This window comes from Faecalicatena contorta (assembly GCF_022835095.1).
GTDB classification, from domain to species: Bacteria; Bacillota; Clostridia; order Lachnospirales; family Lachnospiraceae; genus Faecalicatena; species Faecalicatena contorta.
In genome coordinates, this window is the sequence record NZ_BQNQ01000001.1 from 3,111,241 (window position 1) to 3,134,825 (window position 23,585).

General features: G+C 45.4%; 23 protein-coding genes. 7 read left to right on the top strand and 16 right to left on the bottom strand.

The annotated features are described in order from the left end of the window. Window positions 1-416: 416 nt before the first annotated feature. From MWG26_RS13865 to MWG26_RS13915, 11 genes are read right to left on the bottom strand one after another with little or no spacing between them, the layout of a single operon-like run. Complete coding sequence (locus tag MWG26_RS13865) at window positions 417-1,196, bottom strand: 5-deoxy-glucuronate isomerase (RefSeq protein ID WP_025656984.1); 780 nt, start codon at window positions 1,194-1,196, stop codon at window positions 417-419. A gap of 15 nt (window positions 1,197-1,211) precedes the next feature. After that, window positions 1,212-3,143, bottom strand: coding sequence for a 3D-(3,5/4)-trihydroxycyclohexane-1,2-dione acylhydrolase (decyclizing) (iolD, locus tag MWG26_RS13870; RefSeq protein WP_025656983.1), 1,932 nt, complete (start codon window positions 3,141-3,143; stop codon window positions 1,212-1,214). Then, entirely contained in the window at window positions 3,140-4,192 is a 1,053-nt protein-coding gene (gene iolC / locus MWG26_RS13875) for a 5-dehydro-2-deoxygluconokinase (RefSeq protein WP_025656982.1), read from the bottom strand. Before iolC ends, iolD begins: the two co-directional genes overlap by 4 nt. A 14-nt stretch (window positions 4,193-4,206) precedes the next feature. Further along, on the bottom strand, window positions 4,207-5,718 hold the full coding sequence (locus tag MWG26_RS13880) for a CoA-acylating methylmalonate-semialdehyde dehydrogenase (protein ID WP_117440794.1): 1,512 nt from the start codon (window positions 5,716-5,718) through the stop codon (window positions 4,207-4,209). Between the two features lie 30 nt (window positions 5,719-5,748). Next, window positions 5,749-6,690, bottom strand: a complete 942-nt coding sequence (locus tag MWG26_RS13885; RefSeq protein ID WP_025656980.1) for a sugar phosphate isomerase/epimerase family protein — start codon at window positions 6,688-6,690, stop codon at window positions 5,749-5,751. Between the two features lie 2 nt (window positions 6,691-6,692). Next, on the bottom strand, window positions 6,693-7,622 hold the full coding sequence (locus tag MWG26_RS13890; RefSeq protein ID WP_025656979.1) for a sugar phosphate isomerase/epimerase family protein: 930 nt from the start codon (window positions 7,620-7,622) through the stop codon (window positions 6,693-6,695). Between the two features lie 15 nt (window positions 7,623-7,637). Beyond that, window positions 7,638-8,654, bottom strand: coding sequence for a Gfo/Idh/MocA family protein (locus MWG26_RS13895; protein ID WP_044927225.1), 1,017 nt, complete (start codon window positions 8,652-8,654; stop codon window positions 7,638-7,640). Window positions 8,655-8,666: 12 nt separating this feature from the next. Next, window positions 8,667-11,057 (bottom strand): glycoside hydrolase family 95 protein, encoded by a 2,391-nt coding sequence (locus MWG26_RS13900; protein ID WP_117440795.1) that lies wholly within the window; start codon window positions 11,055-11,057, stop codon window positions 8,667-8,669. A 6-nt stretch (window positions 11,058-11,063) separates the two neighbouring features. After that, window positions 11,064-11,888 (bottom strand): carbohydrate ABC transporter permease, encoded by an 825-nt coding sequence (locus MWG26_RS13905; protein ID WP_025656977.1) that lies wholly within the window; start codon window positions 11,886-11,888, stop codon window positions 11,064-11,066. A gap of 14 nt (window positions 11,889-11,902) precedes the next feature. Continuing rightward, a complete protein-coding gene (locus MWG26_RS13910) occupies window positions 11,903-12,781 on the bottom strand; it encodes a carbohydrate ABC transporter permease (protein ID WP_025656976.1) in 879 nt (292 codons plus the stop codon). A 52-nt stretch (window positions 12,782-12,833) separates the two neighbouring features. Continuing rightward, window positions 12,834-14,192 (bottom strand): ABC transporter substrate-binding protein, encoded by a 1,359-nt coding sequence (locus tag MWG26_RS13915; RefSeq protein WP_117440796.1) that lies wholly within the window; start codon window positions 14,190-14,192, stop codon window positions 12,834-12,836. Window positions 14,193-14,489: 297 nt separating this feature from the next. Between MWG26_RS13915 and MWG26_RS13920 the strand changes: the two genes are divergently transcribed. From MWG26_RS13920 to MWG26_RS23180, 3 genes are all read left to right on the top strand, one after another. Next, window positions 14,490-15,485, top strand: a complete 996-nt coding sequence (locus MWG26_RS13920; RefSeq protein WP_025656974.1) for a LacI family DNA-binding transcriptional regulator — start codon at window positions 14,490-14,492, stop codon at window positions 15,483-15,485. A gap of 10 nt (window positions 15,486-15,495) precedes the next feature. After that, window positions 15,496-16,473, top strand: coding sequence for a LacI family DNA-binding transcriptional regulator (locus MWG26_RS13925; protein WP_025656973.1), 978 nt, complete (start codon window positions 15,496-15,498; stop codon window positions 16,471-16,473). A 184-nt stretch (window positions 16,474-16,657) separates the two neighbouring features. Then, entirely contained in the window at window positions 16,658-16,969 is a 312-nt protein-coding gene (locus tag MWG26_RS23180; RefSeq protein WP_416388523.1) for a type 2 periplasmic-binding domain-containing protein, read from the top strand. A 77-nt stretch (window positions 16,970-17,046) separates the two neighbouring features. Here MWG26_RS23180 and MWG26_RS23185 read toward each other — a convergent pair whose 3' ends face one another. Further along, window positions 17,047-17,184, bottom strand: coding sequence for a flavodoxin (locus MWG26_RS23185; RefSeq protein WP_416388524.1), 138 nt, complete (start codon window positions 17,182-17,184; stop codon window positions 17,047-17,049). Window positions 17,185-17,334: 150 nt separating this feature from the next. Continuing rightward, a complete protein-coding gene (locus tag MWG26_RS13935; protein ID WP_162149283.1) occupies window positions 17,335-17,478 on the bottom strand; it encodes a hypothetical protein in 144 nt (47 codons plus the stop codon). A gap of 226 nt (window positions 17,479-17,704) precedes the next feature. Between MWG26_RS13935 and MWG26_RS13940 the strand changes: the two genes are divergently transcribed. From MWG26_RS13940 to MWG26_RS13955, 4 genes are all read left to right on the top strand, one after another. Then, window positions 17,705-17,947 (top strand): hypothetical protein, encoded by a 243-nt coding sequence (locus MWG26_RS13940; protein ID WP_117440797.1) that lies wholly within the window; start codon window positions 17,705-17,707, stop codon window positions 17,945-17,947. 223 nt (window positions 17,948-18,170) lie between these two features. Beyond that, a complete protein-coding gene (locus tag MWG26_RS13945) occupies window positions 18,171-18,833 on the top strand; it encodes a DUF3298 and DUF4163 domain-containing protein (protein WP_025656969.1) in 663 nt (220 codons plus the stop codon). A gap of 42 nt (window positions 18,834-18,875) precedes the next feature. Further along, entirely contained in the window at window positions 18,876-20,141 is a 1,266-nt protein-coding gene (locus tag MWG26_RS13950; RefSeq protein ID WP_117440798.1) for a DNA polymerase Y family protein, read from the top strand. 102 nt (window positions 20,142-20,243) lie between these two features. After that, entirely contained in the window at window positions 20,244-20,570 is a 327-nt protein-coding gene (locus MWG26_RS13955; protein WP_025656968.1) for a hypothetical protein, read from the top strand. A 24-nt stretch (window positions 20,571-20,594) separates the two neighbouring features. Here the strand turns inward: MWG26_RS13955 and MWG26_RS13960 are convergent, their stop codons facing one another. From MWG26_RS13960 to MWG26_RS13970, 3 genes are all read right to left on the bottom strand, one after another. Then, complete coding sequence (locus MWG26_RS13960; protein ID WP_025656967.1) at window positions 20,595-21,215, bottom strand: TetR/AcrR family transcriptional regulator; 621 nt, start codon at window positions 21,213-21,215, stop codon at window positions 20,595-20,597. Window positions 21,216-21,241: 26 nt separating this feature from the next. Further along, a complete protein-coding gene (locus tag MWG26_RS13965) occupies window positions 21,242-22,357 on the bottom strand; it encodes a radical SAM/SPASM domain-containing protein (protein ID WP_330639560.1) in 1,116 nt (371 codons plus the stop codon). Between the two features lie 272 nt (window positions 22,358-22,629). Next, on the bottom strand, window positions 22,630-23,382 hold the full coding sequence (locus tag MWG26_RS13970) for a GNAT family N-acetyltransferase (RefSeq protein WP_025656965.1): 753 nt from the start codon (window positions 23,380-23,382) through the stop codon (window positions 22,630-22,632). Window positions 23,383-23,585 lie beyond the last annotated feature (203 nt).

Here is a 23,585-nt window from a genome sequence, read left to right on the forward strand (position 1 = left end):
CTAACCTCAGGAAAATCGTCTGCAATCATATGACCACTGTTTTCACAGGGAATCATCGCTCGTCTAATTACTTTAATGCAAGCCGCCGTATAGAAATTTCTATACGGCGGTTCTGTTTAACGTGTTCATATTATCATTTTTTCTTCTCTGAGTCCCGGGGAGGATAAAGCAACAATAATATTCCCCTTATCCCCTTTTCTACGCCGCATCCGTATAGAAGCCGGTTCCTCTGCAGTATATATATGATATCCCCATACGCAAGCTGTTCTATCCCATTATTTACCGTATAGCCCACCTCTCTTAATTGACCGGACGCAAACGGAATCTTTTAAAAAACAATGCCATGATAGTTCTTCCGCCGGCCGCCTCCCATCTTTTATTATGTCGCCGGCCTTGTTCTAATTTCCCCTTTTTATCTATCTTTCATGAAGCCACGTATAACGTTCGTCTTCACAGCGGTCCGTCTGAAGCCACGGATTCCCATCAAAATGCCGGATCATCCAGCATGTATACATCTGGAATCCCGGAGCCGTCGCCTGAGGATGCAGACATCCCCCCGGAATGGCTGCAAAGCTATTATCTACGCTCTTAAAAACCTGATCTCCTACAAAACTCGCGCCAAAACCCTCTGGGCGGTCAAACTTAAAAAAATAGACCTCTGGCTGCGGATGCCGATGCGGCAGATATCCTGACCAGTTTCCCTTATTATTCAATACTTCACCCAGCACCATATTGGAGAACGGCTCCTCCTCGTAGTCGAAGATTGTATTTACACGACGCACCGCCACATTCCCAAATTCATCTTTCCCCGAATATAACCACTTTATATCCTCCGGGCTATACATCCGGTTCAGAAAATTCTTTTCGTTACGTGTACATTGGACCAGTATTTCTGCTTCCGCAAGGGCTGTTATTTTCACCCTCTGCCCCTTGCATACATGTAGGCACCAAGGACCATCACAAAATACATCTTTTCTTGCGGCTTCTACACATTCCGTTTGCCATTCGTAAATAACTTTTCCTGACAGCAGAAGAAACGCAGCCTCCTCCCACTCCCAAAAGAATATCCTGCTCTCTTTTGCGGCTATCTGATAGACCCGGATATCCATCTGCATTTCACTGTATGGGCCATCATATGTCGTAAGCAGCATCTCTTTTGTTTCATCAAATCGCGGGTATCCAAATACCTCTCCCATATACTTCACTTCCTTCTAATATTCCTTTGCCATCTTCCGATGGCACAGCATATTTTCATACGCTTTCCGAACCGATTCTTTTTGTGATATCTCTGCCACTCCCACATTCCACCAAGATTCATAGCCATCTGTCATCGTCTTGGGAAGAACCTTGAGGTCAAACAGACAGGCTTTCTGTTCTGCCCTCGCCTGTATAAGCGCTGCTTCCAATTCTGTTTTCGTCCGGCAGGTATAGGCTTTCAGGCCGTATCCTTCCGCAATCTTTGCATAATCTACCGGAATCAGGTCACCAGACGGCATTTTTCCCTCCGTGTATCTGAACTCCGTTGCAATACTGCCAACACCATGCACCATTTCCAAATTATTGATGCAGCCAAAGCCACAGTTGTCGAACACAAGGATATTCACCTTTTTACGTTCCTGGATAATCGTCATTATTTCACTGTGAAGCATTTGAAAGCTGGAGTCCCCAACCAGACAATAGACCTGAAAGTCTGGTTCTGCCATCTTCACTCCCAGGGCGGCGGCCACTTCATATCCCATGCAGGAATATCCATACTCCGCATGATATCCTCCGCGCTTATCCGTCTTCCACATGCGCTGCAAGCAGCTTGGCAATGAACCTCCTGCCGTTATAATCGTTGCATCCTCCTCGATTGTTTCCTGTATTGCCGCAATTGCTTCTGTCTGTGTGAGAGTTCCGCCCGTCAGCCTAACAAACTCCGGAAGCGTGCGGAGATCTCTCTTTGAAATAATTGGCTCAAACCCTTCGCCTGTATACTGTATTTTTCCAAGCCATTCCAGCTCCTGATCCCACCATTTTCTTGCCTTTCTAATCTCATCCGTGTATTTTGATTGATATCCACAGTCTTTCAGTCTCGTCGCTAATTGTTCGATTATCACTCGGGCATCACCAACCGCCTTTACCGCATCCATCTTATATGCATGATACCGATTATTGTTGACTGTAACAATACGGACTCCTTCTTTTTGGTACAAAAACTTGGAACTGGTAGTAAAATCTGAAAGCCTGGTACCGACTGCAATCACAACATCCGCTTCCCGTGAAATCACATTTGATGCATATGTGCCTGTCACGCCAACGCCGCCTAGGCAATAGGGGTGGCTGGATCTGCACGCACTTTTTCCACCTTGCGTCTCGCAAAATGGAATATTAAATTCCTCGCAGAACCTCTCTACAGCCTCCCCCGCCTCTGAATAACGCACACCCCCGCCAACAATTACCACCGGTTTTGCTGCCTCTTTTATGACGGATACTATATCGTCTATTTCTTCATCTGCTGCAGCCACGCGCGTAATCCTGTGCACCCGTTTCTCAAAAAAATATTCTGGATAATCGTACGCTTCCCCTTCCACATCCTGACAAAGCGCAATACAGCATGCTCCAGTTTCCGCCGGATCCGTCAGCACTCTCATTGCATTAATCAATGCAGTCATGAGCATCTCCGGTCTAAGAATCCTGTCCCAATATTTACATACAGGTTTAAATGCATCATTCGTCGTTAGTGCCAGGCTATTACTCTGTTCTAACTGCTGAAGCACTGGATCCGGTTGTCTAGACGCGAATGTGTCTGCCGGAAACACCAGAAGAGGAAGATTATTGACCGTAGCTGTAGCACAGGCTGTAATCATATTTGCTGCTCCCGGTCCGATTGAGGATGCACAGGGAATAATTTTTCTCCTATTATTCTGTTTTGCATATGCAATGGCAGCATGGCACATCCCCTGTTCATTCCGTCCTTGAAGCACTTTTAGGTCGCCAGGATAACAATCTAATGCCTCTCCCAGCCCCACTGCAATCCCATGCCCGAAAATTGTAAATATCCCTTCTACGAACTTGGTCTCTTTCCCATCCATCACTACATATTGATTATCCAGAAACCTCACAATCGCCTGTGCAACAGTCAGTCTTACTGTTTTTCTCATTCTTCTCCCCTTCTCTGCTCTCTCACAATCATTTCTCCATATCTTTCTTTTTTATCCCGGATAAACGTAGCCACCTCTTCGGCATCCGGCAGCGAATCCGAACAGTTGTTGCTTCTCACCATCATAGAAGCCTCTGCTGAACCAAATTCCAGGCACTTCATCATATCCCATCCCTGATAGATTCCATATAGGAATCCTGCTGCATATCCGTCTCCGCCTCCGAACCCCTTCCTGGCCTCTACGGGAAATGGTTTTACGAAAAAGCTCTGTCCACCGCTGGTATATGCTGCCGATCCCTGTATTCCATGTTTTATGACAACAATCTTTGCACGGTATCCCATCCAAAGTGCCGCAGACATACAGTCATCGTTATCCACATTCAAAAATCGCTCTGTCAGGTTAAATTCTTCTCTGGACCCCATCAGGATATCCGCTTCCTTTGCGGCAATCGAATAATACACTGCAATCTCGTCACTATTCTTCCAGTTATATTCTCTATAGTCAATATCAAAGATAACCCGAGTGTCATGTTTCCTTGCAAGCATCACCGCTTTAAGTGCAGCCTCCCTTGAAGGGCTCTCTGAAAGTGCTGTTCCCGATATCAGGATTGCCTTTGCACTTTTTATATAATCCTCATCTATATCATCTACTTCCAGCTGCAGGTCTGCTGCCATATTTCGGTACATCAGAAGGCTACTTTCTTTCGGAGAAAGCATTTCCGTAAATGTCAGCCCTAGCTTTTCTCCGTGGCCGCATTTTGAAATATAAGAGGTATCAATTCCTTTTTCCTTGAGATACTCTACCACATATTCGCCGAATTGATCGTCAGACACTTTTCCTATAAATCCCGCCTTCAACCCATGCCTTGAAACGCCTACTGCGATATTCGCAGGAGAGCCTCCTACAAATTTCTCAAAAACATGAACTTTTTTTAGAGAATTGAACCCCTCTTTAACTGAGTCATTGTAGGCAGGATTGAAATCAATCGTCACACGCCCCAACAATATCAGATCCAATTTCCGATTTCTGTCAAAATTGATATACTCCATCTGTATCCTCCGCTTTAGATTGTACCATCCCACGTACTCACAGTGCCGACCTTCTTCTCCTCCTCGTCAAACCAACGGGTCGTCACTACTTTTCTCTCTGTAAAGAAAAGGTAACCATCTTTTCCGAGTGTATGAAGATCCCCAAAGAATGAATCCTTGTGTCCGTTAAATGGGAACATGCCTACCGGAACTGGAATCCCAACATTGACTCCGACCATTCCGCCGTGGGTATTCCTTGCAAATTCCCGGGCATAGTGGCCGTTTTGCGTGAAAATGACAGAACCATTGGCAAAGGGATTCCCATTCATCAATCTTAATCCCTCTTCAAAATCTTTTACTCTCTTTATGCAGAGTACCGGACCAAAGATTTCCTGATTCCCCACCTCCATGTCCTGCGTGACAAAATCCAGAATTGTTGGTCCTATATAAAATCCGTCCTCGTATCCCGGCACAGCCACATTCCGCCCATCCAGAATCATTTTCGCGCTTTCTTGAAGCCCTTTTTCTATCCAGCCAAGCACTCTTTCCTTATGTTCTCTGTTGATAACCGGTCCTAGTCCGGTCTTTGGATCATAGGCCGGTCCCACAACAAGTCCTCCCGCTTTCTTAACAATCTCCTCCACAAGCCTGTTTGCAATGCTTTCCTGCACTACAACCACCGGAAGCGCCATACACCGTTCTCCCGCACACCCGAATGCAGCATTGACAATCCCGGCCGCCGTCCTTTCAATTGGTGCATCCTCTAATACAAGCGCATGGTTTTTGGCTTCGCACAGTGCCTGTACCCGCTTTCCATTTGATGCAGCCACTGTATAAATATGTTTTCCCACAGACGTAGATCCTACAAACGTAATTCCTTTTATAGCCGGATGCTCAAGAAAGATTTCCGCCTCATTCCTGGAACATGTAACGATATTAATTACGCCGTCTGGAAGTCCGGCTTCTTTGTATATCTCTGCAATCCTCATGCATGTCTGCGGAGTAAAGGTTGCAGCCTTCAATACAATCGTATTACCACATGCAACACAGATTGGCGCCATCCACCCCATCGGAATCATAGCTGGAAAATTGAATGGGACAATCCCTGCGAAAACTCCCAGAGGCTCTCTGTATGACACAGTATCAAATCCACTGGAGGCATCCATCAGGCTTTCTCCCATCATCAGAGATGGAGCTGAAATCGCCTGTTCCGTTCCTTCTATTGCTTTTAGCACATCGCCTTCAGCCTCAGCCAGATTTTTCCCATTTTCCTTAGCAACAGAGAGAGTCAGTTCATCCAGATATTTCACTAGCAGCTCCCGTACATTGTATAAGATCTGGACTCTCTTTTTTACCGGCGTTGCAGCCCAGCCCGGGAAGGCCTCCTTTGCCGCCAAAATTGCTGCTTCTACTTCCTCAGCTGTACAGCATGGAACCTCCGCAATTACATCACCGGTGCTTGGATCATATGCTTTTTTATAAATCTTCGTCCTGGACTCTTTTACAGTCCCGTTTACAAAGTATCCCAATCTTTTAATCTCACACATTTTTGTTTCTCCTTTCGCAATCTCCGCATTTTATCTGCTGATACTCTGTCCCAAAGCCTCAATGGATGTCTCCAGACCAGCCATCACACTCATCGTTAGATCCTCCATTTCCAGAGATACATAACCGTCATATCCCGTCATTCGGGCCACAGAGAAAAATTCTCTCCACCATTGCAGATCTTTTCCACACCCGACTGCCACATAATTCCACGAACGTTGTGAAGACTCCGTCACAGCCCTTGTTTCCAGCAGCCCGTTTACATCGCACAAGCCGCGCTCCACTCTCGCGTCCTTACCATGGATATGGTATACTGCACCCTCCAGATTTCTGAGTCCGGCAATCGGATCTGCTCCCATGACAATTAGATGTGACGGATCCATATTCATTCCAATCATCGGTCCCACTGCATCCCGCAACTGCCACAATGTTGCCGGATTGTACACAAGCTGAGATGGAAATTCCTCAATTGCAATCTTTTCAATTCCCTGTTTTTCACAGTGTTCTACAAACTTCTTCCACCATGGAATTGCCACATCTTCCCACTGGTAACGCACGCACTCTGGCATATAATCTGGCCAAGACACAGTGGATGTAATCCAATTCGGAGTCATATCCGTTGGCGCTCCCGCCGGAAGCCCCGACATCATCACCAATTTTTTTACTCCTAGCCTGCCTGCCAGCACAGCAGTCTCATATGCCCCCGCCGTATGCCTTTCTCCCATTTCACCCGGGCTGAGCTGATTGCCCGAACAGTTCAATGCAGCGATTTCTATTCCCTTTTTTTCAAATAACCTTCTGAATTCTTCAAGCCTTTTCTCGTCATGGAGCAGTTTTTCTGCCGGAGCATGGGCGCAGCTTCCCCAGCCGCCCGCCGTCATCTCTACGGCATGAATCCCAAGAGACTTTACTTTATCAAGCATATCCTCCACACTTAGACTGCTAAATACATCTGTACAGATTGCCAGTTCCATAGTTACCTCCCATCATCCAACAGTTCTTTTTCTATCCGCATTCTAGCTTCTGGAGCTTGCACGTCCATTTTTTCCGGAAATCCGAACATGGAAACACATGCAATCGTATCTCCGCCAGCTTTTGGCGCATCTGTCCGCATCTGCCTATATGCAAAGTCCATTTCCCTCAGGGTCTCGAAGATCCCGTCAAAATCCACATCCCCTTCTCCCATTGCAAGATGTTGATGTATCGTCACATCTTTCCGCCCATGCTGGTTAAGCCAAGGCGGGTTGGCAATGTAGCGGCAGTCCAGAGTCTGGTTATATGTATCCGCGAACAGCACATGTGTCAGCTCATTACCTGCATATTTCAGCATAGAACGGACATCCCCTTTTCCCTCATCGTAGAAAAAGCCATGAGGCGCTGAATATACATATCCCAAATTGGGCAAGCGGAAGGATTTGACCAAATCGCAGGCTTCTTGATTCTGTTCGCAGAAATCGTATGGATGCGACTGTATCTCTACGCGAATCCCTTCCTTCTCAATCAGCGGAAGCAGCTCTTCCATTGACCGAAACCACATCCCGTTGCAGATTTCCTGCTGGTTCGGGTCTCCCGACAGCTCTGTATTAATTACCTTTACCCCCATATCTGCCGCAATCTCAATCATCCGCTTCCAATTTTTTACTGCAAATCTTCTTTCATCCTCCGTAGGGCCTGACCATCGGTATACCACAATAAAGGAAGAAATCTCAAGACCGGTTTCACGCAGGGCCTTCCGGTATTCTCGCTCACATTCCTCTGAAAACAGAGGATGCTTGTAAAATGGGTTAATCCGTGGATGGGGAGACTGCTCAATATATTTATACCCCCAATCCGCCACCTGATGTACCATCCAGTTAATATCCAACGACTGTTTTGCCAGTACATCTACATCAAATGCAATCTTCATAGTCCATCTCCTATTCTATTCCCTATAAAATTTAGGCCTCTCTTCTATTTCTATCTCCACAGTTTCTTGTTTGTCCCTTGCTTTAGATGCCGCTCCTGCCGTAACCTGTCCCACATATCCATCCCACGCTGTAGGACCGTCAATCCTTCCACGCCTCACTCCATCAATCCACTCCTGCAATTCTGTATCGTATGCCGCTTCAAATCTTTCGGACCAGTCGCCGTGAACTGCATATCCTCTTTTTCCATCTGCACACACCCGGATATTCGCTGGTTCCGGAAGGTTTAATATCCCGTCCTCACAGCATATCTCGCACTTGATATCATAGCAATGCCCTGTGTTCACAAACGCTTCAACGTCAATCCTTACCCCTGACTTTGTAGTGAGGATCATAGTCTGTGGATCCCTTAGCCGCTCATGTGCCCGCCGCGTATTCTTTGAAAATACAACTTCCACTGTAGCGTAATCCTCCTCCAGAAGCCACCTCAGAACATCAATCTCGTGTATCATAGAATTTTCTACTGCCATCTTAGTCGTATAGGATTCATCTACCGCCGGATTCCTATGTGCACAATGCAACAGCAGAGGCTCCCCATATATTCCACTTTTTACCGCCTCCTTTAACTGGCGGTATCCCATATCATATCGCCGCATGAAGCCCACCTGGACCAGGTGTCTTTTGCCTTTCATCTCCGCTTCCACAATACGCCGACATGCCTCAGGCTCCGGTGCCAGCGGCTTCTCACAAAATACATACTTATTCTGCTTCACAGCTTCCAACACATACTTTTCATGTGCCATGTCCGCCGTTGTAACAATTACTGCATCAATCTCAGCCGATGCAATCAAGGCTTCACCACTCTCATATAATTTGCATCCATATTGTTCAGCCACCGTCTGTCCTGCTTTCAGATTAGCATCTGTACACGCAGTCACCCAGCCGCCGTGCAGTTTCTTGTTAATCCTTTCCATATGAGATCTTCCGATTGCTCCCGTTCCGACGACTCCAATTCTGATATTCTCTTTTTTCATGCCATCACCCTTTCAAATGTCTGCTTTTTTGGCTGCAAGCACCTGATAAATGCCTCCCTTTACCGTATTACACATATATAGCTCTTGTTCCTCATTCCAGCCGCCTACCGGCATCCCTTTATGTGTGATTTGTATCTTTTTACCCGTCATAATTACCAAATTGCTCCCCCTAAGAGATTTAACAACCGCTTGCTTCAGTCTGCCGTCCTCCCACTGGATGTCCACCTCAAATCCGCCCTCTGCGCGTAGCCCCTTTACCGACCCCTTCTTCCAGCGCTCAGGCAACGCCGGAAGCAGCTTTAGGATTCCGCCTTGGCTCTGTAGTAGCATAAATGCGATTGCTGCTGCCGCACCCAGATTTCCGTCTATCTGGAAGACTTCCGTCTCATTTGGCGTCAGCCCCAGCGGGGGATGCAGGTCAAAAAAATTCGGCGCCGTCAAATCGGATAACAATACATAAAGATATTCCAATGACTTATCCCCTTCCCGAAGGCTTACATACAAGTTAATCAGCCATGCACAGCTCCAACCCGTATGTCCGCCTCCCGCCTCTACCCTTCGCTGGATTGACTTCCGGCAGGCTTCTACATATGCTTGGTCTAACTTTTCTATTCCGTAGTCTCCTGGAAACAAGCCATACAAGTGAGAGAAATGCCGGTGCCCCTGTTCAGATTCCTCAAAATCCTCATTCCACTCCTGGAGCTGTCCATATTTTCCTACCTTATAGTCCGGCATTTTATTCAATGCCGCTTCTATCCGTCTGGCAAATACCGGATCCATGTTCAGCCTTTGTTCAATCTCCAGCAGGTTTTCAAAGAGCTCTCGAACCAGCGCCTGATCCATTGCCGATGAACAGCTCACGGAGCATACATCGCCATCTGGAAGCCGAAATGCATTTTCCGGCGACGTGGAAGGACATGTCTGAAGCACGCCTTCATGTTCAACCATCCATTCCAGACAGAATTGTCCGGCACTCTTCATGACGGGATACGCTCTATGCATCAGAAATTCCAAATCCTGCTCATATTTATAATAGGTATAGAGATGGCTACACAGCCATACGCCTCCCATCGGCCAGAATCCATGCCGTGGGTTCACACATACCGGAGTGCTCATCCTCCAGAGATCTGTATTATGATTTGCCGTCCACCCAGAACACCGGAATGTCTTTTCTGCAGTCACCATGCCAGATATGCTCAATTCTTCAATCATTTTAAATAATCCGGCGGCGCATTCATTCAGGTTACATATCCCTGTCATCCAGTAATTCATCTGCGTATTAATGTTTATCGTATAATTACAGCTAAAATCTGGCCTGACAGACTCATTCCAGATTCCCTGAAGATTCGCCGGTTCCGAATTTCCCAGAGATGACGCAATCATTAAATATCTCCCATACTGAAAATAAACTTCCAATAGTTTATCGTCTCTGCCTCCCAGCCTGATGCGCTCCAGTCTTTTATCCAACGGCAGTTCAGAATAATCTGCCCCCTCTAGCTCTAGCTTGACCCGTCGAAACAGTTTCGCCCATGCTTCTGCATGTTCTTTTTGCAGGTTTTTGGCCAAGTTTCCCGACACCTTTCGGATTTGCTCTTTACATCGCTTATTCAAAAGCTTAAAATCCTCAACCCTCTCTTCCCGAAAACCTTTATATCCTGATTCCATGCATACGTACACTGTCAGTTCGTTTATATTTTCAGCTGTGATTTCGCCTTTTTTCAGAAGAACCTTCCCTTCATCTGATATTGCTTTAATTCCAACGCTCAGACAGATTCCTTTCCGATCCTCAAAATACTGGATTGGATCGTTATGCTCGACATAATTAGGCACCACATGCCCTGGCGCTTCATTCTGGAGAAACAAAATCTCTTCCGGTTTGTCTTCCGTAATCTGATGCTTCAGCTCTGATTCCAGCCAAATCCGTATGCCCTCCAGTTTTGTATCACTTTTTATATGTAAGATGACCGCCTTTTGAGGTATGGATGCATATGTCTCATAAGATATTCCTTTGTCTCCAATTCGGAATTCCGTTACTGCCCGTCCACGCTCCATGTCAAGATAACGACGATAACCCGAAATTTCGCCATCATCTTCAAACCGAAACCTTAAATTTCCTACCGGCATATAGGATTCCGTATAGGTCAAAGTCATATTCTCCCGGATCAGCTGTTCTGCTTCCCGAAATCTGCCGCCAAAAATTTTTTGTCTTATTTTATAAATCATTTGGTCCGAAACTTCCAGTTCCTTTTTTTCTCCCGTTCCCGACCAAAATGTATCCAGATTCAAAGATATCTTCTCTTCCCGGGCTCCTCCATAGACCATCGCACCCATACTGCCATTTCCAACCGGCAGCGCCTCTACAAATTTTCCGGCAGGTTTCTCAAACCATATCTCATTTTTCATCTTGCATTACCCCTTTACTGCCCCTGACAACATCCCTGCCTCAACCCTATTGTGGAACAGGATATAAATAATAACTGTCGGGATTATCGCCATGATTATAAATGCAAACTGTGGTCCATATTCCGCGGAATGCTCTCCCACAAAGCTCAAGATTCCTCTCGAAACCGTATACTTTGACTGATCAGTAATAAGTACCAGTGAAAAGATCAGTTCACTGTACGCATATACAAAGACAAACACTGCCTCTGTCATGATAATCGGCTTACTGACCGGTACCAGAACCTTCCACAGCAACCGAAAATCACCGCATCCGTCAATAATGGCTGCCTCATCCAATTCCCTGTCGATTCCATCTAAATATCCCGCATATAGATAGATTGCCTGAGGGAGGTTAAATGTAATGTAGATTAGGAAAAGGAATATATATGAGTTCTTTGCATTTAATGTTACTGCAATATTAGAGATTGGAACCATCGTACAGTGCACCGGAATCATAATTCCCAGCACAAAAAGAAGGTTCACATATTTCAGCCACTTAAGCCTTTTCCTCGAAATCACATACGCTGCCATCATTCCTACAATCGTTACCGCAAACGTTGTCGCCAGCCCCAGAATCAGCGAATTAGTAATCGATGTAGCAGCATGTGCAATGTCATTGGCCTTGATATAGTTTTCCCACCTCCAAATCTGGGGAAGGCTAAACAGCCCAAGACTAATCTCGCTATTATTTTTCAAAGACGAGAAAAATGTAATGATAAGCGGCAAAACCGTTATAATCATCCAAAAAACAGCAAAACCATAACAGATAATACTTGTTACTCTTTTTTTCATGCCCTGCTCTCTCCTTATAATTCTTCCTGCTTCAAAGCTCTATTTACCACAAGGCTCAGCACGATTCCCAGCACAATCATGATTACTCCTGTCGCGCTGCTCTTGCCATACAGCTTGTACTGGAACGCTTCATAATAAAGGAGGATTCCCGGAGACTCGCTGACTCCGTTAGGCCCGCCTCTTGTCATTGCCCAGATGATGTCGAATACCTTAATGCAGCCCGTAATACAGATAATAGAAAAAACCTTAAATGAATTTTTACAAAGTGGAATCGTCACATACCAGATTTTCTTTAACCCAGAGCAACCATCAATCTCCGCTGCTTCATAAAGCGAGGATGGAATAGCAACAATGCCTGACGCAAAAATCAGCATATTATAGCCCGCATACATCCATTCGTTTACGAGAACAACACACCAGATATTTACTGTAGGAGTCGCAAGCCAGTCCTGCACCCATTCTTCAAGTCCCAGCCACGACAGAATCTGTGCAAATACTCCCCAGCTCGGGTTCAGCATATATACCCACATAAGCGCTACTGCAGTAACCCCCAGCATTACCGGCATAAAATATGCCGTCTTCATAATCTTAGTGAACTTCATCTTGGACGTTATAATCAGTGCCAAGATAAACGAGAGCGGCATCAGGATTATAAAACCGCCTACAAGAAAATACATACAATTCTTCAGTGAATCCCAGAACCCCTGGTTTGTCAGTACGTTCTCGTAATTTTTTAGTCCGACAAACAACTTTGGTACATTCGCAATTCCTTTCCATGAATAGAAGGATAGGTATATGGTCTGTATCGTCGGATATACAATAAACACTGCCAGTAATATGATTGCCGGCATTAAAAACAGAACCGGAACAGCTAACTTTCTTTTTTTCCTCATTTTTATGCCCTCTGATGCGAACTGCCCGCATCAACGGGCAGTTCCTGAATGATTATTCGTATTCCGCTATCGTATCTACAATCTGCTTTCCAACTTCTTCCGGTGAATTTCCCATTGCCAGCCCTTGCAGCGCCGCTCTGACAGTTGTAATCATATGGCTGGCTGTATCATAATTTTGAAGGTCAGATTTACAAGCTTCGGTCTCACTTAAAATCGTATTAATGTCATTCAGCAGATAATTATCCACCTCGTAATTACTCTTGATTGCCATTGTATTGGCGTTAGCCTCCAACAGACCGTCAACATACTCTTCCGAAGTCAAATACTTCAGGAATACGACAGAAGCAGCGATTTCTTCATCTGTAGCTCCTAACGTTGAAATAAAGAAAGCATCTGCCGCACCTCCCATATCCACATTTGCATATTCTTGTGTTATTGCCGGAAATCTTGCAACACCCATTTTCCCTTCCTTAAATATGTCACTGTCCGCAGCCGTTCCTGCAAACCAGCTCCCATCATAATGGAATGCCGCTTCGCCTGCTTTGAACTTTGCATCCTCCTGATCCATGTCCATGTTCAGCAGGTTATCGCCTAGATATCCCTTGTCCACCATCTCTTTAATCATGGAATAGATCTCTATCTGTTCTTTACTGTCATAAGCCATCTCGCGTTTGGCAAGCTGTTCTGCAACATCCGGTCCATACTTTTTAAGGGAGAGAACTGTATGCAGATGCCCAAATCTAAAATCAGACTTTTCTCCTACCTGAAACGGCGCAATTCCATTACTCTTCAATGTTTCGCATGCATCCATCAGCTCATCAAACGTGGTGGGGACTTCTAATTTATTCGCCTCCAGAATCTCTTTGTTATAGTAGAGAACCACCTGATAACAGCTCCACGGCACTGCATAAATACCATCGTATCCGTAACTTGAATATGTGCCCGGCTCCCAGTAATCCAAAAATCTATCTCGCCACTGTGGATCAGCTTCTAGATAAGGCTCCAAATCAAGAATAGCTCCTGCAGCTACATAGTCCAGATCTCTCGATCCACCAAAATCATAAAATACATTCGGCGCATCTCCGGCCGCAAAGTCTGTACTGAGTTTATCAATATAGTCCTGTTCCGTTGTGATGTTGGTCATCTCAACCGTAATGCCATTATCCATTTCATTGAACTTCTTCACCATGGACTCATAGTACGCTGAATTTGCATCCTCCGCACCACCTCCCATTTTAGTCGCTACCCGAATAGTCACATCCTCAAATGTCATATCATCTACGTTGTACTTATCCGTATCCGATACTTTACTCTGAGCAGAATCCCCACTTTTTGCCCCCTCTTTTCCTGCACATCCTGTCATCGTAAGAAGCAGACTAAGACTGACAGCTACACTTAGAAACCTTTTCATAAATCTTTCTCCTTTCGTTTAAAAATATTTATGTTTTATGTATTTTATTATACATAAAACGAAACGTTTTTCAATATATTTTATTATATTTTGTTATATTTTATTCTTTTCGTCATTTTTTATATATTTATTAGTATTCATTTGTGCATATTTACTTTTTTAATAATTTTACTTGTTTTTTAATCGCGAAACGTTTCATTCATAATAACACCTTGCAAATGCCTATAAATACAGATATAATGAAGATAGTTTTAATTCTTTCCGTCTTTATCCGGCAGAAATGAAAGGAATGTATAAATGAAAGCTACATTAAAAGATATCGCCAAAGACACTGGTCTGTCTTTGGCCACGATATCAAAATACATCAATAACAAGCCAGTATCTCCCCGCAACCGTGAAAAGATCGAGGAATCCATCGCTAAATTTGGCTACACCGTCAACACTGCTGCCCGCAGTCTGCGCACCCGCAGAACACGGACAATCGGAATCATCTCTCCTGCAATTGGGCATCCCTACTGGGGAAGTGTTATTTCTTATGTTGAACAGTTTTTATGGGAACACGAATATTCCACTATTATTTGCACTCATAATGTAAACAGTATTAACGAGCAGCAGAGCGTACAGTTTCTGATTGACAAGCGGGTAGATGGAATTCTTTATATCGCCTATTCTCAGGATGATTCTTCTATAAAATTGATACAGGAACAGAACATCCCTATTGTATTCCTTGATAATAAGCCCGATACTGTAACTGCTGATTTTGTAACCTCCCAAAACAAAAACGGTGTTTTCGGGGCTGTTGAGTATTTGATCCAGCACAATCACCAGCGTATTGCCCTGATTACCACAAACTCGCTGTACACGACCGCCGAAAGGCTTTTCGGCTACAAACAGGCTTTAAAGCATTATAGCATCCCGGTCAAGGATAACTATATTATATACAATACGCCCAATTCTAACCTCGAAAACACTCAGCTACCGGGGCTACTGGCTTCTTCACTTCCCCCTACTGCGATTATAGCCTCTACATACGATACGGGCGTCGATATCATTACTTATGCACACAGACATGGGCTTACAATTCCTGATGACATTTCGTTAATCATCTTTGACGACAATAATATCTTCAAAGCTCTTAATATCACTGTGGTGCGGCAGGATTTCTTTCATTTAGTCCAGAACTCTGTCCGTCTTTTGATAGAACGAATCAATGAAAATACAGAGCTGCCTGTCCAGCATATTCAAGTTGACACTGACCTAGTCGTCCGCGGCTCTGTAAAATTTGTTAAATAGAGGTATAATGATGTCTATAACAATCAAGGATATTTCAAGAGAAACGAACTTGGCCGTGTCTACCATTTCAAAGTATATAAATGGCGGCAATGTCCGCACAAAGAATGCGAAGGCAATCGAAGCTGCAATCGCCAAGCTCGGTTACCGCCCGAACATCATGGCCCAGAGCCTGAGGAATTCACGCTCATATACCGTTGGGATCATTGTCCCGACTATGAATGATCCATTTTGCTCTAAGCTGGTCGAACAGATTGAGCAGATGCTTCAACTCGAGGGTTACTCCTGTGCACTCTGTTGCTATCATTCAAAAACTGCTATCCGGGAAAATACTATCGAATTTCTTCTCCAGAAAAATGTAGATGCGATATTATTTTTGGCAGATTATCAGATTCAGAGCAAAGAATTATATATACCAGACACCAGAGTGCCGCTGATTATCCTAAACCGTTACCTTGAGGGAATCCCTGCAGATTTTATCCTTCCGGATATTGCAGGAGGGATCTACACATGTACAGAATATCTGATTAAACATCAGCATAAAAAAATCGCCTTAATGACCGCATGCCGGCAGAACGATTCCGAAGACAATATAGGATACCGGCGCGCCCATGAAGATTATCATCTGACATACCATGAAGATTACACCGTCCATTCCACAGACAGGTTTTTAGCTCTGTTAAACAGCGACACGCCCCCGGATTCACTGATAATATCAGATTATCAGCTCTATACCGACGCTGTGTCCACCTTTTTTTCTATGGGATTAGAAATCCCAGATGAGTTCTCCCTGATTGCTTGTGATAATTCTGATTTCGGTCAGATCATGATGCCGCCGATTACAGTGCTTGATTATCCAATTAAAGAGATTGTAAATAAGACCATCCGCATCCTTTCTCAACGGCTGAATGGCGACTTTTCAGCCTTTCCATGCCTGTTCCGTTTGAAGACACAGCTTCACGTACGAGACTCTGTGCTGGATTGCCGGTAATCATAATATGGAAAAAGAAGATTATGAGCCCATCTTTCCAAAGCTCATAATCTTCTTTATAAAATAGGATTCCAAAGATCCTCTCAGCCATTCAGATAAGATACGGAATGAGTTTCACACCATAGATAACATTACAGACGGGGATATTTATATTAACTGCGCAGAGTCCTATCTGATCAAATATCTGGCTACAGCCGTAAAAAGGCTAAACGGGCGCTATCCCGGGATTCATTATCACATCACCAGCGGCGATACATCGATTGTAGCTGAACATCTTGACCGGGGACTGATTGACATGGCTTTTATTGCCAAGCCGCATGACCTCTCAGAATATGTTTATCTGGGAATACCGGAAAGTGATACCTGGGGTGTCCTTATTTATGTACAGGGACTGTCCGCTGGAGCAAAATTCAGAAATCTCACTGGACGATTTGATCCCGTATTCCATCTTCTGCTCGGAACAATCCATAAAGGCAGACCTGTGGGAAAAAAGTGACCAGCTTCAGATCACGGCCATCTTTAGCCGCTCCAATAATGTTGTCGTTTTTGTCCGGGAAGGGCCGAGCATTACCATTACTTCCGAAAGGCTGATTGAAACACACTGGAATGAAAACGCTTACCTTCCTTTAGATCTGCACCCTTGCAGAAGTTTTTAAATTCTTCATTTGTTTTTTTCCATCCCGCTCCTCCGGATATAGCAAAAGGAACGATTACCTTTCACTGCAGATTATAAGATTCCAGAAATGTGTTAATAATGGTTAGCGCTACATACACCAATAGGGGACATCAAATAGGGGACACCTCTGTTATATCTTTTTATCTTTTAATAGTTGCACATATTCTATATCATCAGACCCCCCTCTATTTTTTAGAAACAACTTTTTTCTGCTGTAAACAAGCAGCTATCCTATCAACAAATCCTCCATCTATATTAGAAAAATATCCGCTAATTTTTTTCTCTATTGTTTCCGTAAAATAAGTACATCTTAATAGATAGAATTTCATAATCTTTTTCCTTCATTTCTTCGTTTATGAAACGTTTCCTCCTCATGGATGTCTGCCCGATCATCTGTAAAAGCTGGATCATTAAAATGCCACTTTTTTCTATTCCGCTTCTATAGTTAAGATAAAGATAACTCAGCCGGCCGAAAATGCAGAAAGCCCCCCGGGCGTATACGCAGCCCAGGAGATTGAAGACGCCAAGCAGATTGTCCGTGACCAATTTACAGAAATGTTCACCGGCTGTACCCTGACCGGCCTGTGGTATGACGGAGAAATCAGCCGCAAACAGGCCGATGAATGGGCCGAACAGTATGAAGCCAAAGAAGCGCTCGTCCTGCTGTCTAATTTCGATGTAGACGCTTCCGGAGGAGACGGAAGCCTGAATCCCAATTCCACCTACACTGACTGGAACTGGATTCTCGTCCGCAATTCCGATAGCGAAGCATGGACCCTAAAGACATGGGGCTATTGATAAGCATAGATCCTCTTAATATCTCCCCTGCAGCTCTGAGTCCCATGGGAGCAGGATAAATATCACAAAATACTGGGAAGTTTTCCCGGCTGCTGCGGGAGCCCGGCGCCGGTCCGGGCGCTCTTTGCCAGCTTGTCCGTTCATGTGCAGGCCTATTCTCTGAGAGGTATATTTCTCCGCATTTTGCAATATAGTATATTAATTTTATTTTTTCGAGGGCGCCATGCAGACAGTTTTCCAAAAAACATTGGAAAGTACAATGTACTACCACAATATCCCTGTTTTTATCTACAAGATCCGTTATCCCTTTTTTACAACCACATGCAGCTCAGCTGCCGCCAGGAAGATCAACCAATACTATATCTGCCATTCCCGGGCGGCAGAAAATTACTGCCAAACAGTTCTTTTCCCCCAGGCCGTTGAGAGTGCCCGGTACATTCAAGATGATCATATTCCCTTTAATTCTTATGAGATGGATACCCAGTTCAAAATTACACTGAATCATGATTCTATCGCCAGCCTTTATAACGACCAGTATACCTACATGGGCGGGGCCCACGGCATGACCCGCCGGAACTCAGATACATGGGACTTTTCTACCGGTTACCGCATCTGCCTTCGGACGATATATTCCGGAAATTCTTCTTATCCGGAGAACATATTGGAAGAAATTGAGAGGCAGACCGCAGAGCGTTTGGCGGCCTCCCCCTCTTCTTATTTTGATAATTATCCGGCTCTTATACGGGAGCATTTTAATCCTCAAAGTTATTTTCTTGAACCGCGCAGTATTGTCATATACTATCAGCAGTATGACATTGCCCCCTATGCCACGGGAATCCCCGAATTCAGGCTTCCTTACCCGGAAAATATTACCTCTTGTATATAGAACATATGTTCTGATACAATCATTTTAAAGGAGGTAGTACCCATGAAGACTGTTATCTACCACATTGATGTGAACAGTGCGTTTCTCTCCTGGGAAGCCGCATACCGTCTTCATCATCTGGGCGGCACCCTGGATCTGCGCACCATTCCTTCCGCGGTCTCCGGGGATATGGCGGCAAGGCACGGCATTATTCTTGCCAAAAGTACTCCTGCAAAACGCTTCGGCATCCATACCGGGCAGACGGTCCTGGAGGCCCGTCAGAAATGTCCCGCCCTTTATATGGTTCCCCCCAATTATGGGCTTTACCAGAAATGTTCCGATGCCTTTATCAAGGTCCTGAATGAATATACGCCCACGGTGGAACAGTACAGTATTGACGAGGCCTTTATGGATATGAGCAGCACCCTGCACCTCTTTGGAAGTCCTGCCGGAACCGCCATGAGGATCAGGGACCGCATCCGTGAAGAACTTGGCTTTACCGTAAATATAGGGATTTCCAGCAATAAACTGCTGGCAAAGATGGCCAGCGGATTTCGCAAGCCTGACCGGGTCCACACCCTTTTCCCGGAGGAAATCCAAGAGAAAATGTGGCCTCTGCCCGTCTCGGATTTATTTTTTGTGGGCAGGGCCACGGCCTCCAAGCTCCTGAAGCTTGGTATCCGAACGATTGGCGAGCTTGCGGCAAGCGATCCCGAGCTTCTCTCCTCTCATCTGAAAAAACACGGCAAGGTTATCTGGGCTTTTGCCAATGGAATTGATTTTTCCTCTGTGGAGCCTGAACCGCCGCCGCAGAAGGGGTTCGGCAATTCTACCACCATTGCCTTTGATGTGACGGATGCTGGGATCGCCCACCTGGTACTTCTGGGGCTTGCCGAAACGGTGGGTTCCAGGCTCAGGGAGAATCAGGTGCAGGCAGAACTGATGTCTGTAGGAATCAAAAGCTTTGATCTGAGTTATGCCAGCCATCAGATGATTCTGGATAACCCCACTAACATTACCACGGAGCTGTACCGGTCTGCGTGCCGCCTGTTTGACCAGCTCTGGGATGGCAGAACAGCAATCCGTCATCTGGGCATCCATACAGGCAGGCTGCAGGATGGAACGGCCCTTCGGCAAATGAGCCTTTTTGATACAGCGGACTACGCAAAGCTGGAAGCATGGGACAGCACTATCGATTCCATCCGGAAGAGATATGGCATGGATGCGGTCCGGCGGGCCGCCTTTCTGGATACGCCGATCGACCATCTGGAGGGAGGCATTTCCCGGGAAAAGCGAGATGTAGACTATTCCCTCCTCTGCATCGAATAATTTTACTCCGGCAGATAGTTTTATTTTTTAATACAGGAGATTTGTTAAGAGATGAAAAAGCTGATGTGTATCTTACGCTATAAGACAGGAGGTATATAAGTTATGGGTATGGGAATCGGAATTAATGTTCATACACCGGATGCCGGAAAGATCCGGGGACGCCAGGAACCAGTGGCCTGCGGTGTCTGGTATACAAGCACCGGAACCGCTATCCCAAAACTGATCAAATTCCAGGGGGAGGACGGCGAGATCCGCACACTGACAAATCTGCATGTACTTTCCTTTGAAAAAAAGAATTACTGCGGCATTCCCACCGTAGAATACGAATGTGATGCAGTGGTCGATGCCCGCCGCTATCTCTTCCATCTGCTCTACTATGTAGAGCATCAGAAATGGACGGTGCTCTGGAAGTCCTCCCAGAGCATATAACCCGCCGAAACCTTTTTTACTGTTTCAGTTTTCCACCTGATAAATGCGTGCAAACTCTCTCACATGCCGCTCAAGAACCATAAGCGCTTCCTCTTCTTGCTCCGGCTCCTGGTCGTATTTATTAAGGAGGAAAAAAATGGGGGAATAAAAGTGAAGAGCCATCACTTCCGGATCTGCCTCTCTGAAGATTCTCCTCCTGCACATTTCTTCAAACAGGGCGCTCTGATAGGAGATGCTGGCTTCCATAAAGATCTGGCGGTATACTTTATATATGTCTTTGCTGCGGTACTGCTCTATCGTCAGCATCCTTCTGAACCTGGCAGCGAATTCGTCCTTCAGATAAAACAGAAAGATGCCCCTGCTAAGTGCCAGCAATGCCTCAAGCGAGAGACCGCCATACAATGCGGCGGCCTCTCCCATATCCGATTCACCCGGAAGGCCGAAATCCAGAGAGATCCGTTCCATCCTAAGGGACATCTCCTGTACAATCGTATCAAAAATCTCCTGTTTGCTTTTATAATGTTTATACAGAGAACTGTCTTTGATCCCCACTGCATCCGCAATATTCTTCACACTGGTTCCCTGATATCCCTTTTCCGCAAAGAGCGTCAACGCTTCCTCTATAATCCGTTCTTTCGTTGTCATACGTGTCTCCTCTAAATGTGCATGATTTATTCGCATTGCAGCAGCGCCTGTACTTCACGCTCCCGTCCAAACAGTACACAGCCGCCGCTGTGCTCTGCATCCAGCAGCCCACCGGCCTGAAGCCTCGCAAACAGAGGGGAACGCAGCACTTCCCGCAGACTTTTCCCCCGGATATTTGTATCTGAATATGGGGAAAACGGGCACGGTTCTGCCCCTCCGTCCGCGTTGATGTGGAAAAATCCCCTGCCCGCCGCCAGACAGCCGCCCGATGATTTCTCGTCTCCCGGGAAGGATATGTACAGCATGGACGTATTCCGGCTTCGAAGTTCTGCAAGCCTTTTATCCATAAATGCCCGGTCTGTATCATCCGGCGCCAGTTCCTGCGTCTTCCCGTCAGCGGGAACATATTCTACATAAATCACGGCTTTACACCCGGCCTTATCGAGTTCTTCTGTGAAATCGCAGGAAGTCACTTCTGCTATATTTTCTTTTGTCACAGTAATAGATGTGCCAAACAGAATTCCCGCTTTTTTCATCCGTTCCATGGAATCTGACAATATTTTATAAACGCCGTCTCCACGCCTCGCATCTGTTCTTCCCCGCTCTCCTTCAATACTGAAAACCGGCACCAGGTTCCTGTGATCGGAAAATAACTGTTCATAGGACGCATCCAGCATAGTCCCGTTTGTAAACACAGGGAATAAAATCCGTTTATGTACTGCCGCCTCTTCCAGGACATCCCGCCTTAATAACGGTTCCCCTCCTGCCAGCAGAATAAAGCCGATTCCGGTCTCCTCGGCCTGTGAAAAAAGGCTGCCCCACTCTTCCCGGGCCATCTGCCTCTTTGTAATCTCTTCCTCACACAGATGGTTTGCCCGTGCATAACAGCCTTTGCAGTGGAGATTGCACAGACTGGTAATACTTGCTATTAAAAACGGAGGAATATGTTCCCCTCCCGCTTCCGCTTTTTGGCGCAGTTTCCGCGCTGCCCTCGAAGCCGCTGCATACTGTACCATAAACGCACTTTCCTTCGGATTGTCCAGGGAAGCTTTCAGTATCCCCTTTATAATATTTTCTACACCACCGCTTAAATATTCTTCTAATTCAAATGTCTGCATCCTTTCCCTCTTTTCTTTCTGCAAATATCAACCTGCTCTGCACAGTAAACGGACAGGCTAATAACCACTCGCTTTACATTCTCAGTATAGCTAGCGGTTATTAGCCTGTCAAGAGCAGATAAGAATCTTTCTTTATTTGCAACAATTTGGTTACTGTTCGCTCCCCCAACCTATCAGCGTAGTGATGGGCTGGAGCAACAACGTAAAACAACCGATGAGCCTGCCCTCGCTGAAGGCAGCTTTAAATGAGCAGGCGGTGTTACTGTTTACAGGCTTGCCTGTGAACAGTAACACAATTAATTCTTTTTCTGTATCATACTCTCAAACTTCTTTTCCGACAATATCTCGTTTGTTACAAATTCACCATCATAGAAAAGACTGAAAGAGGTAAAGGGCGCCGGTGCACTTTGAGCCTGTTCTGCTGTTTCGATTTTTACCGAGTGCCACGGCACCTGATTTTTGAGTGCTGCCGCCTCCAGAATCGGAATATATTTTGCCGTAAACGGACATTGGTTTGTATAGTATGCTACATATCCTTTCTCGTCCACATGCGGCTTTTTTGCATGTTTCATAAATGCCGGTTTGTCCACATTTTCAGTAAATGGCAGATACATCAGCTCATAAAAGGGTTCTGCCGTGTCCACAGTTTCGAATCCCTTATACTTCAAATATCCTGGATCCATCAGAAATGGCCGTTTCTTTGCGGAAGACAGTACAACAAGCCCTTTCTTCCCCTTTTCTCGGCTGTCCCGAATACACTCTTCCAGCAGCTGACTGGAATATCCCTGTCCCTTAAACTTACCGGATACCCAGAAGCAGTCAATATACATATATCCCGGCGCTTTGACCGGCACCCAGGCCGACTCCGCGGGAATATATTCTATAAAGCATTTCCCCCGCACATCCCCCTTCAAAAATACCAGGCCTTCGTCCAGCCTGTCCCCCAGCCATGCCTTCTTGGAGGCAACCTGGCAGTCCTTATTGTTGGAAATTGCACAGCAGATATGTTCCTTCTCCAGATTTTCCTTTGTCAATGCAATCAATTTCATATATGTTTTTCCTCTTTTCTCCGCCACATAACCTGCGCAACGATTATTTTCTATATTTAGGTTAACATATAAAACATGACATCTGTATGTCATATATAACCCCTGCGAGGTAAAATGATGATCCGGCCACCCCATCACCTTAAGCGCATCATTAGAATCTAAATCGAGCAGTGCCTGTGATATTTCAATCAAATTTCTTCCAA

Bases quoted from the DNA above. Each gene is read 5' to 3' on its own strand.
- MWG26_RS13945 (WP_025656969.1), top strand. From the start codon at position 18,171: ATGCAGACAGTTTTCCAAAAAACATTGGAAAGTACAATGTACTACCAC.
- iolD (WP_025656983.1), bottom strand. From the start codon at position 3,143: ATGAGAAAAACAGTAAGACTGACTGTTGCACAGGCGATTGTGAGGTTT.
- MWG26_RS13895 (WP_044927225.1), bottom strand. From the start codon at position 8,654: ATGAAAAAAGAGAATATCAGAATTGGAGTCGTCGGAACGGGAGCAATC.
- MWG26_RS13925 (WP_025656973.1), top strand. From the start codon at position 15,496: ATGTCTATAACAATCAAGGATATTTCAAGAGAAACGAACTTGGCCGTG.
- MWG26_RS13935 (WP_162149283.1), bottom strand. From the start codon at position 17,478: ATGAAATTCTATCTATTAAGATGTACTTATTTTACGGAAACAATAGAG.
- MWG26_RS13885 (WP_025656980.1), bottom strand. From the start codon at position 6,690: ATGGAACTGGCAATCTGTACAGATGTATTTAGCAGTCTAAGTGTGGAG.
- MWG26_RS13940 (WP_117440797.1), top strand. From the start codon at position 17,705: ATGTTCACCGGCTGTACCCTGACCGGCCTGTGGTATGACGGAGAAATC.
- iolC (WP_025656982.1), bottom strand. From the start codon at position 4,192: ATGGAGTATATCAATTTTGACAGAAATCGGAAATTGGATCTGATATTG.
- MWG26_RS13920 (WP_025656974.1), top strand. From the start codon at position 14,490: ATGAAAGCTACATTAAAAGATATCGCCAAAGACACTGGTCTGTCTTTG.
- MWG26_RS13865 (WP_025656984.1), bottom strand. From the start codon at position 1,196: ATGGGAGAGGTATTTGGATACCCGCGATTTGATGAAACAAAAGAGATG.
- MWG26_RS13900 (WP_117440795.1), bottom strand. From the start codon at position 11,057: ATGAAAAATGAGATATGGTTTGAGAAACCTGCCGGAAAATTTGTAGAG.
- MWG26_RS13890 (WP_025656979.1), bottom strand. From the start codon at position 7,622: ATGAAGATTGCATTTGATGTAGATGTACTGGCAAAACAGTCGTTGGAT.
- MWG26_RS13955 (WP_025656968.1), top strand. From the start codon at position 20,244: ATGGGTATGGGAATCGGAATTAATGTTCATACACCGGATGCCGGAAAG.
- MWG26_RS13960 (WP_025656967.1), bottom strand. From the start codon at position 21,215: ATGACAACGAAAGAACGGATTATAGAGGAAGCGTTGACGCTCTTTGCG.
- MWG26_RS13915 (WP_117440796.1), bottom strand. From the start codon at position 14,192: ATGAAAAGGTTTCTAAGTGTAGCTGTCAGTCTTAGTCTGCTTCTTACG.
- MWG26_RS13880 (WP_117440794.1), bottom strand. From the start codon at position 5,718: ATGTGTGAGATTAAAAGATTGGGATACTTTGTAAACGGGACTGTAAAA.
- MWG26_RS13905 (WP_025656977.1), bottom strand. From the start codon at position 11,888: ATGAAAAAAAGAGTAACAAGTATTATCTGTTATGGTTTTGCTGTTTTT.
- MWG26_RS13950 (WP_117440798.1), top strand. From the start codon at position 18,876: ATGAAGACTGTTATCTACCACATTGATGTGAACAGTGCGTTTCTCTCC.
- MWG26_RS13970 (WP_025656965.1), bottom strand. From the start codon at position 23,382: ATGAAATTGATTGCATTGACAAAGGAAAATCTGGAGAAGGAACATATC.
- MWG26_RS13910 (WP_025656976.1), bottom strand. From the start codon at position 12,781: ATGAGGAAAAAAAGAAAGTTAGCTGTTCCGGTTCTGTTTTTAATGCCG.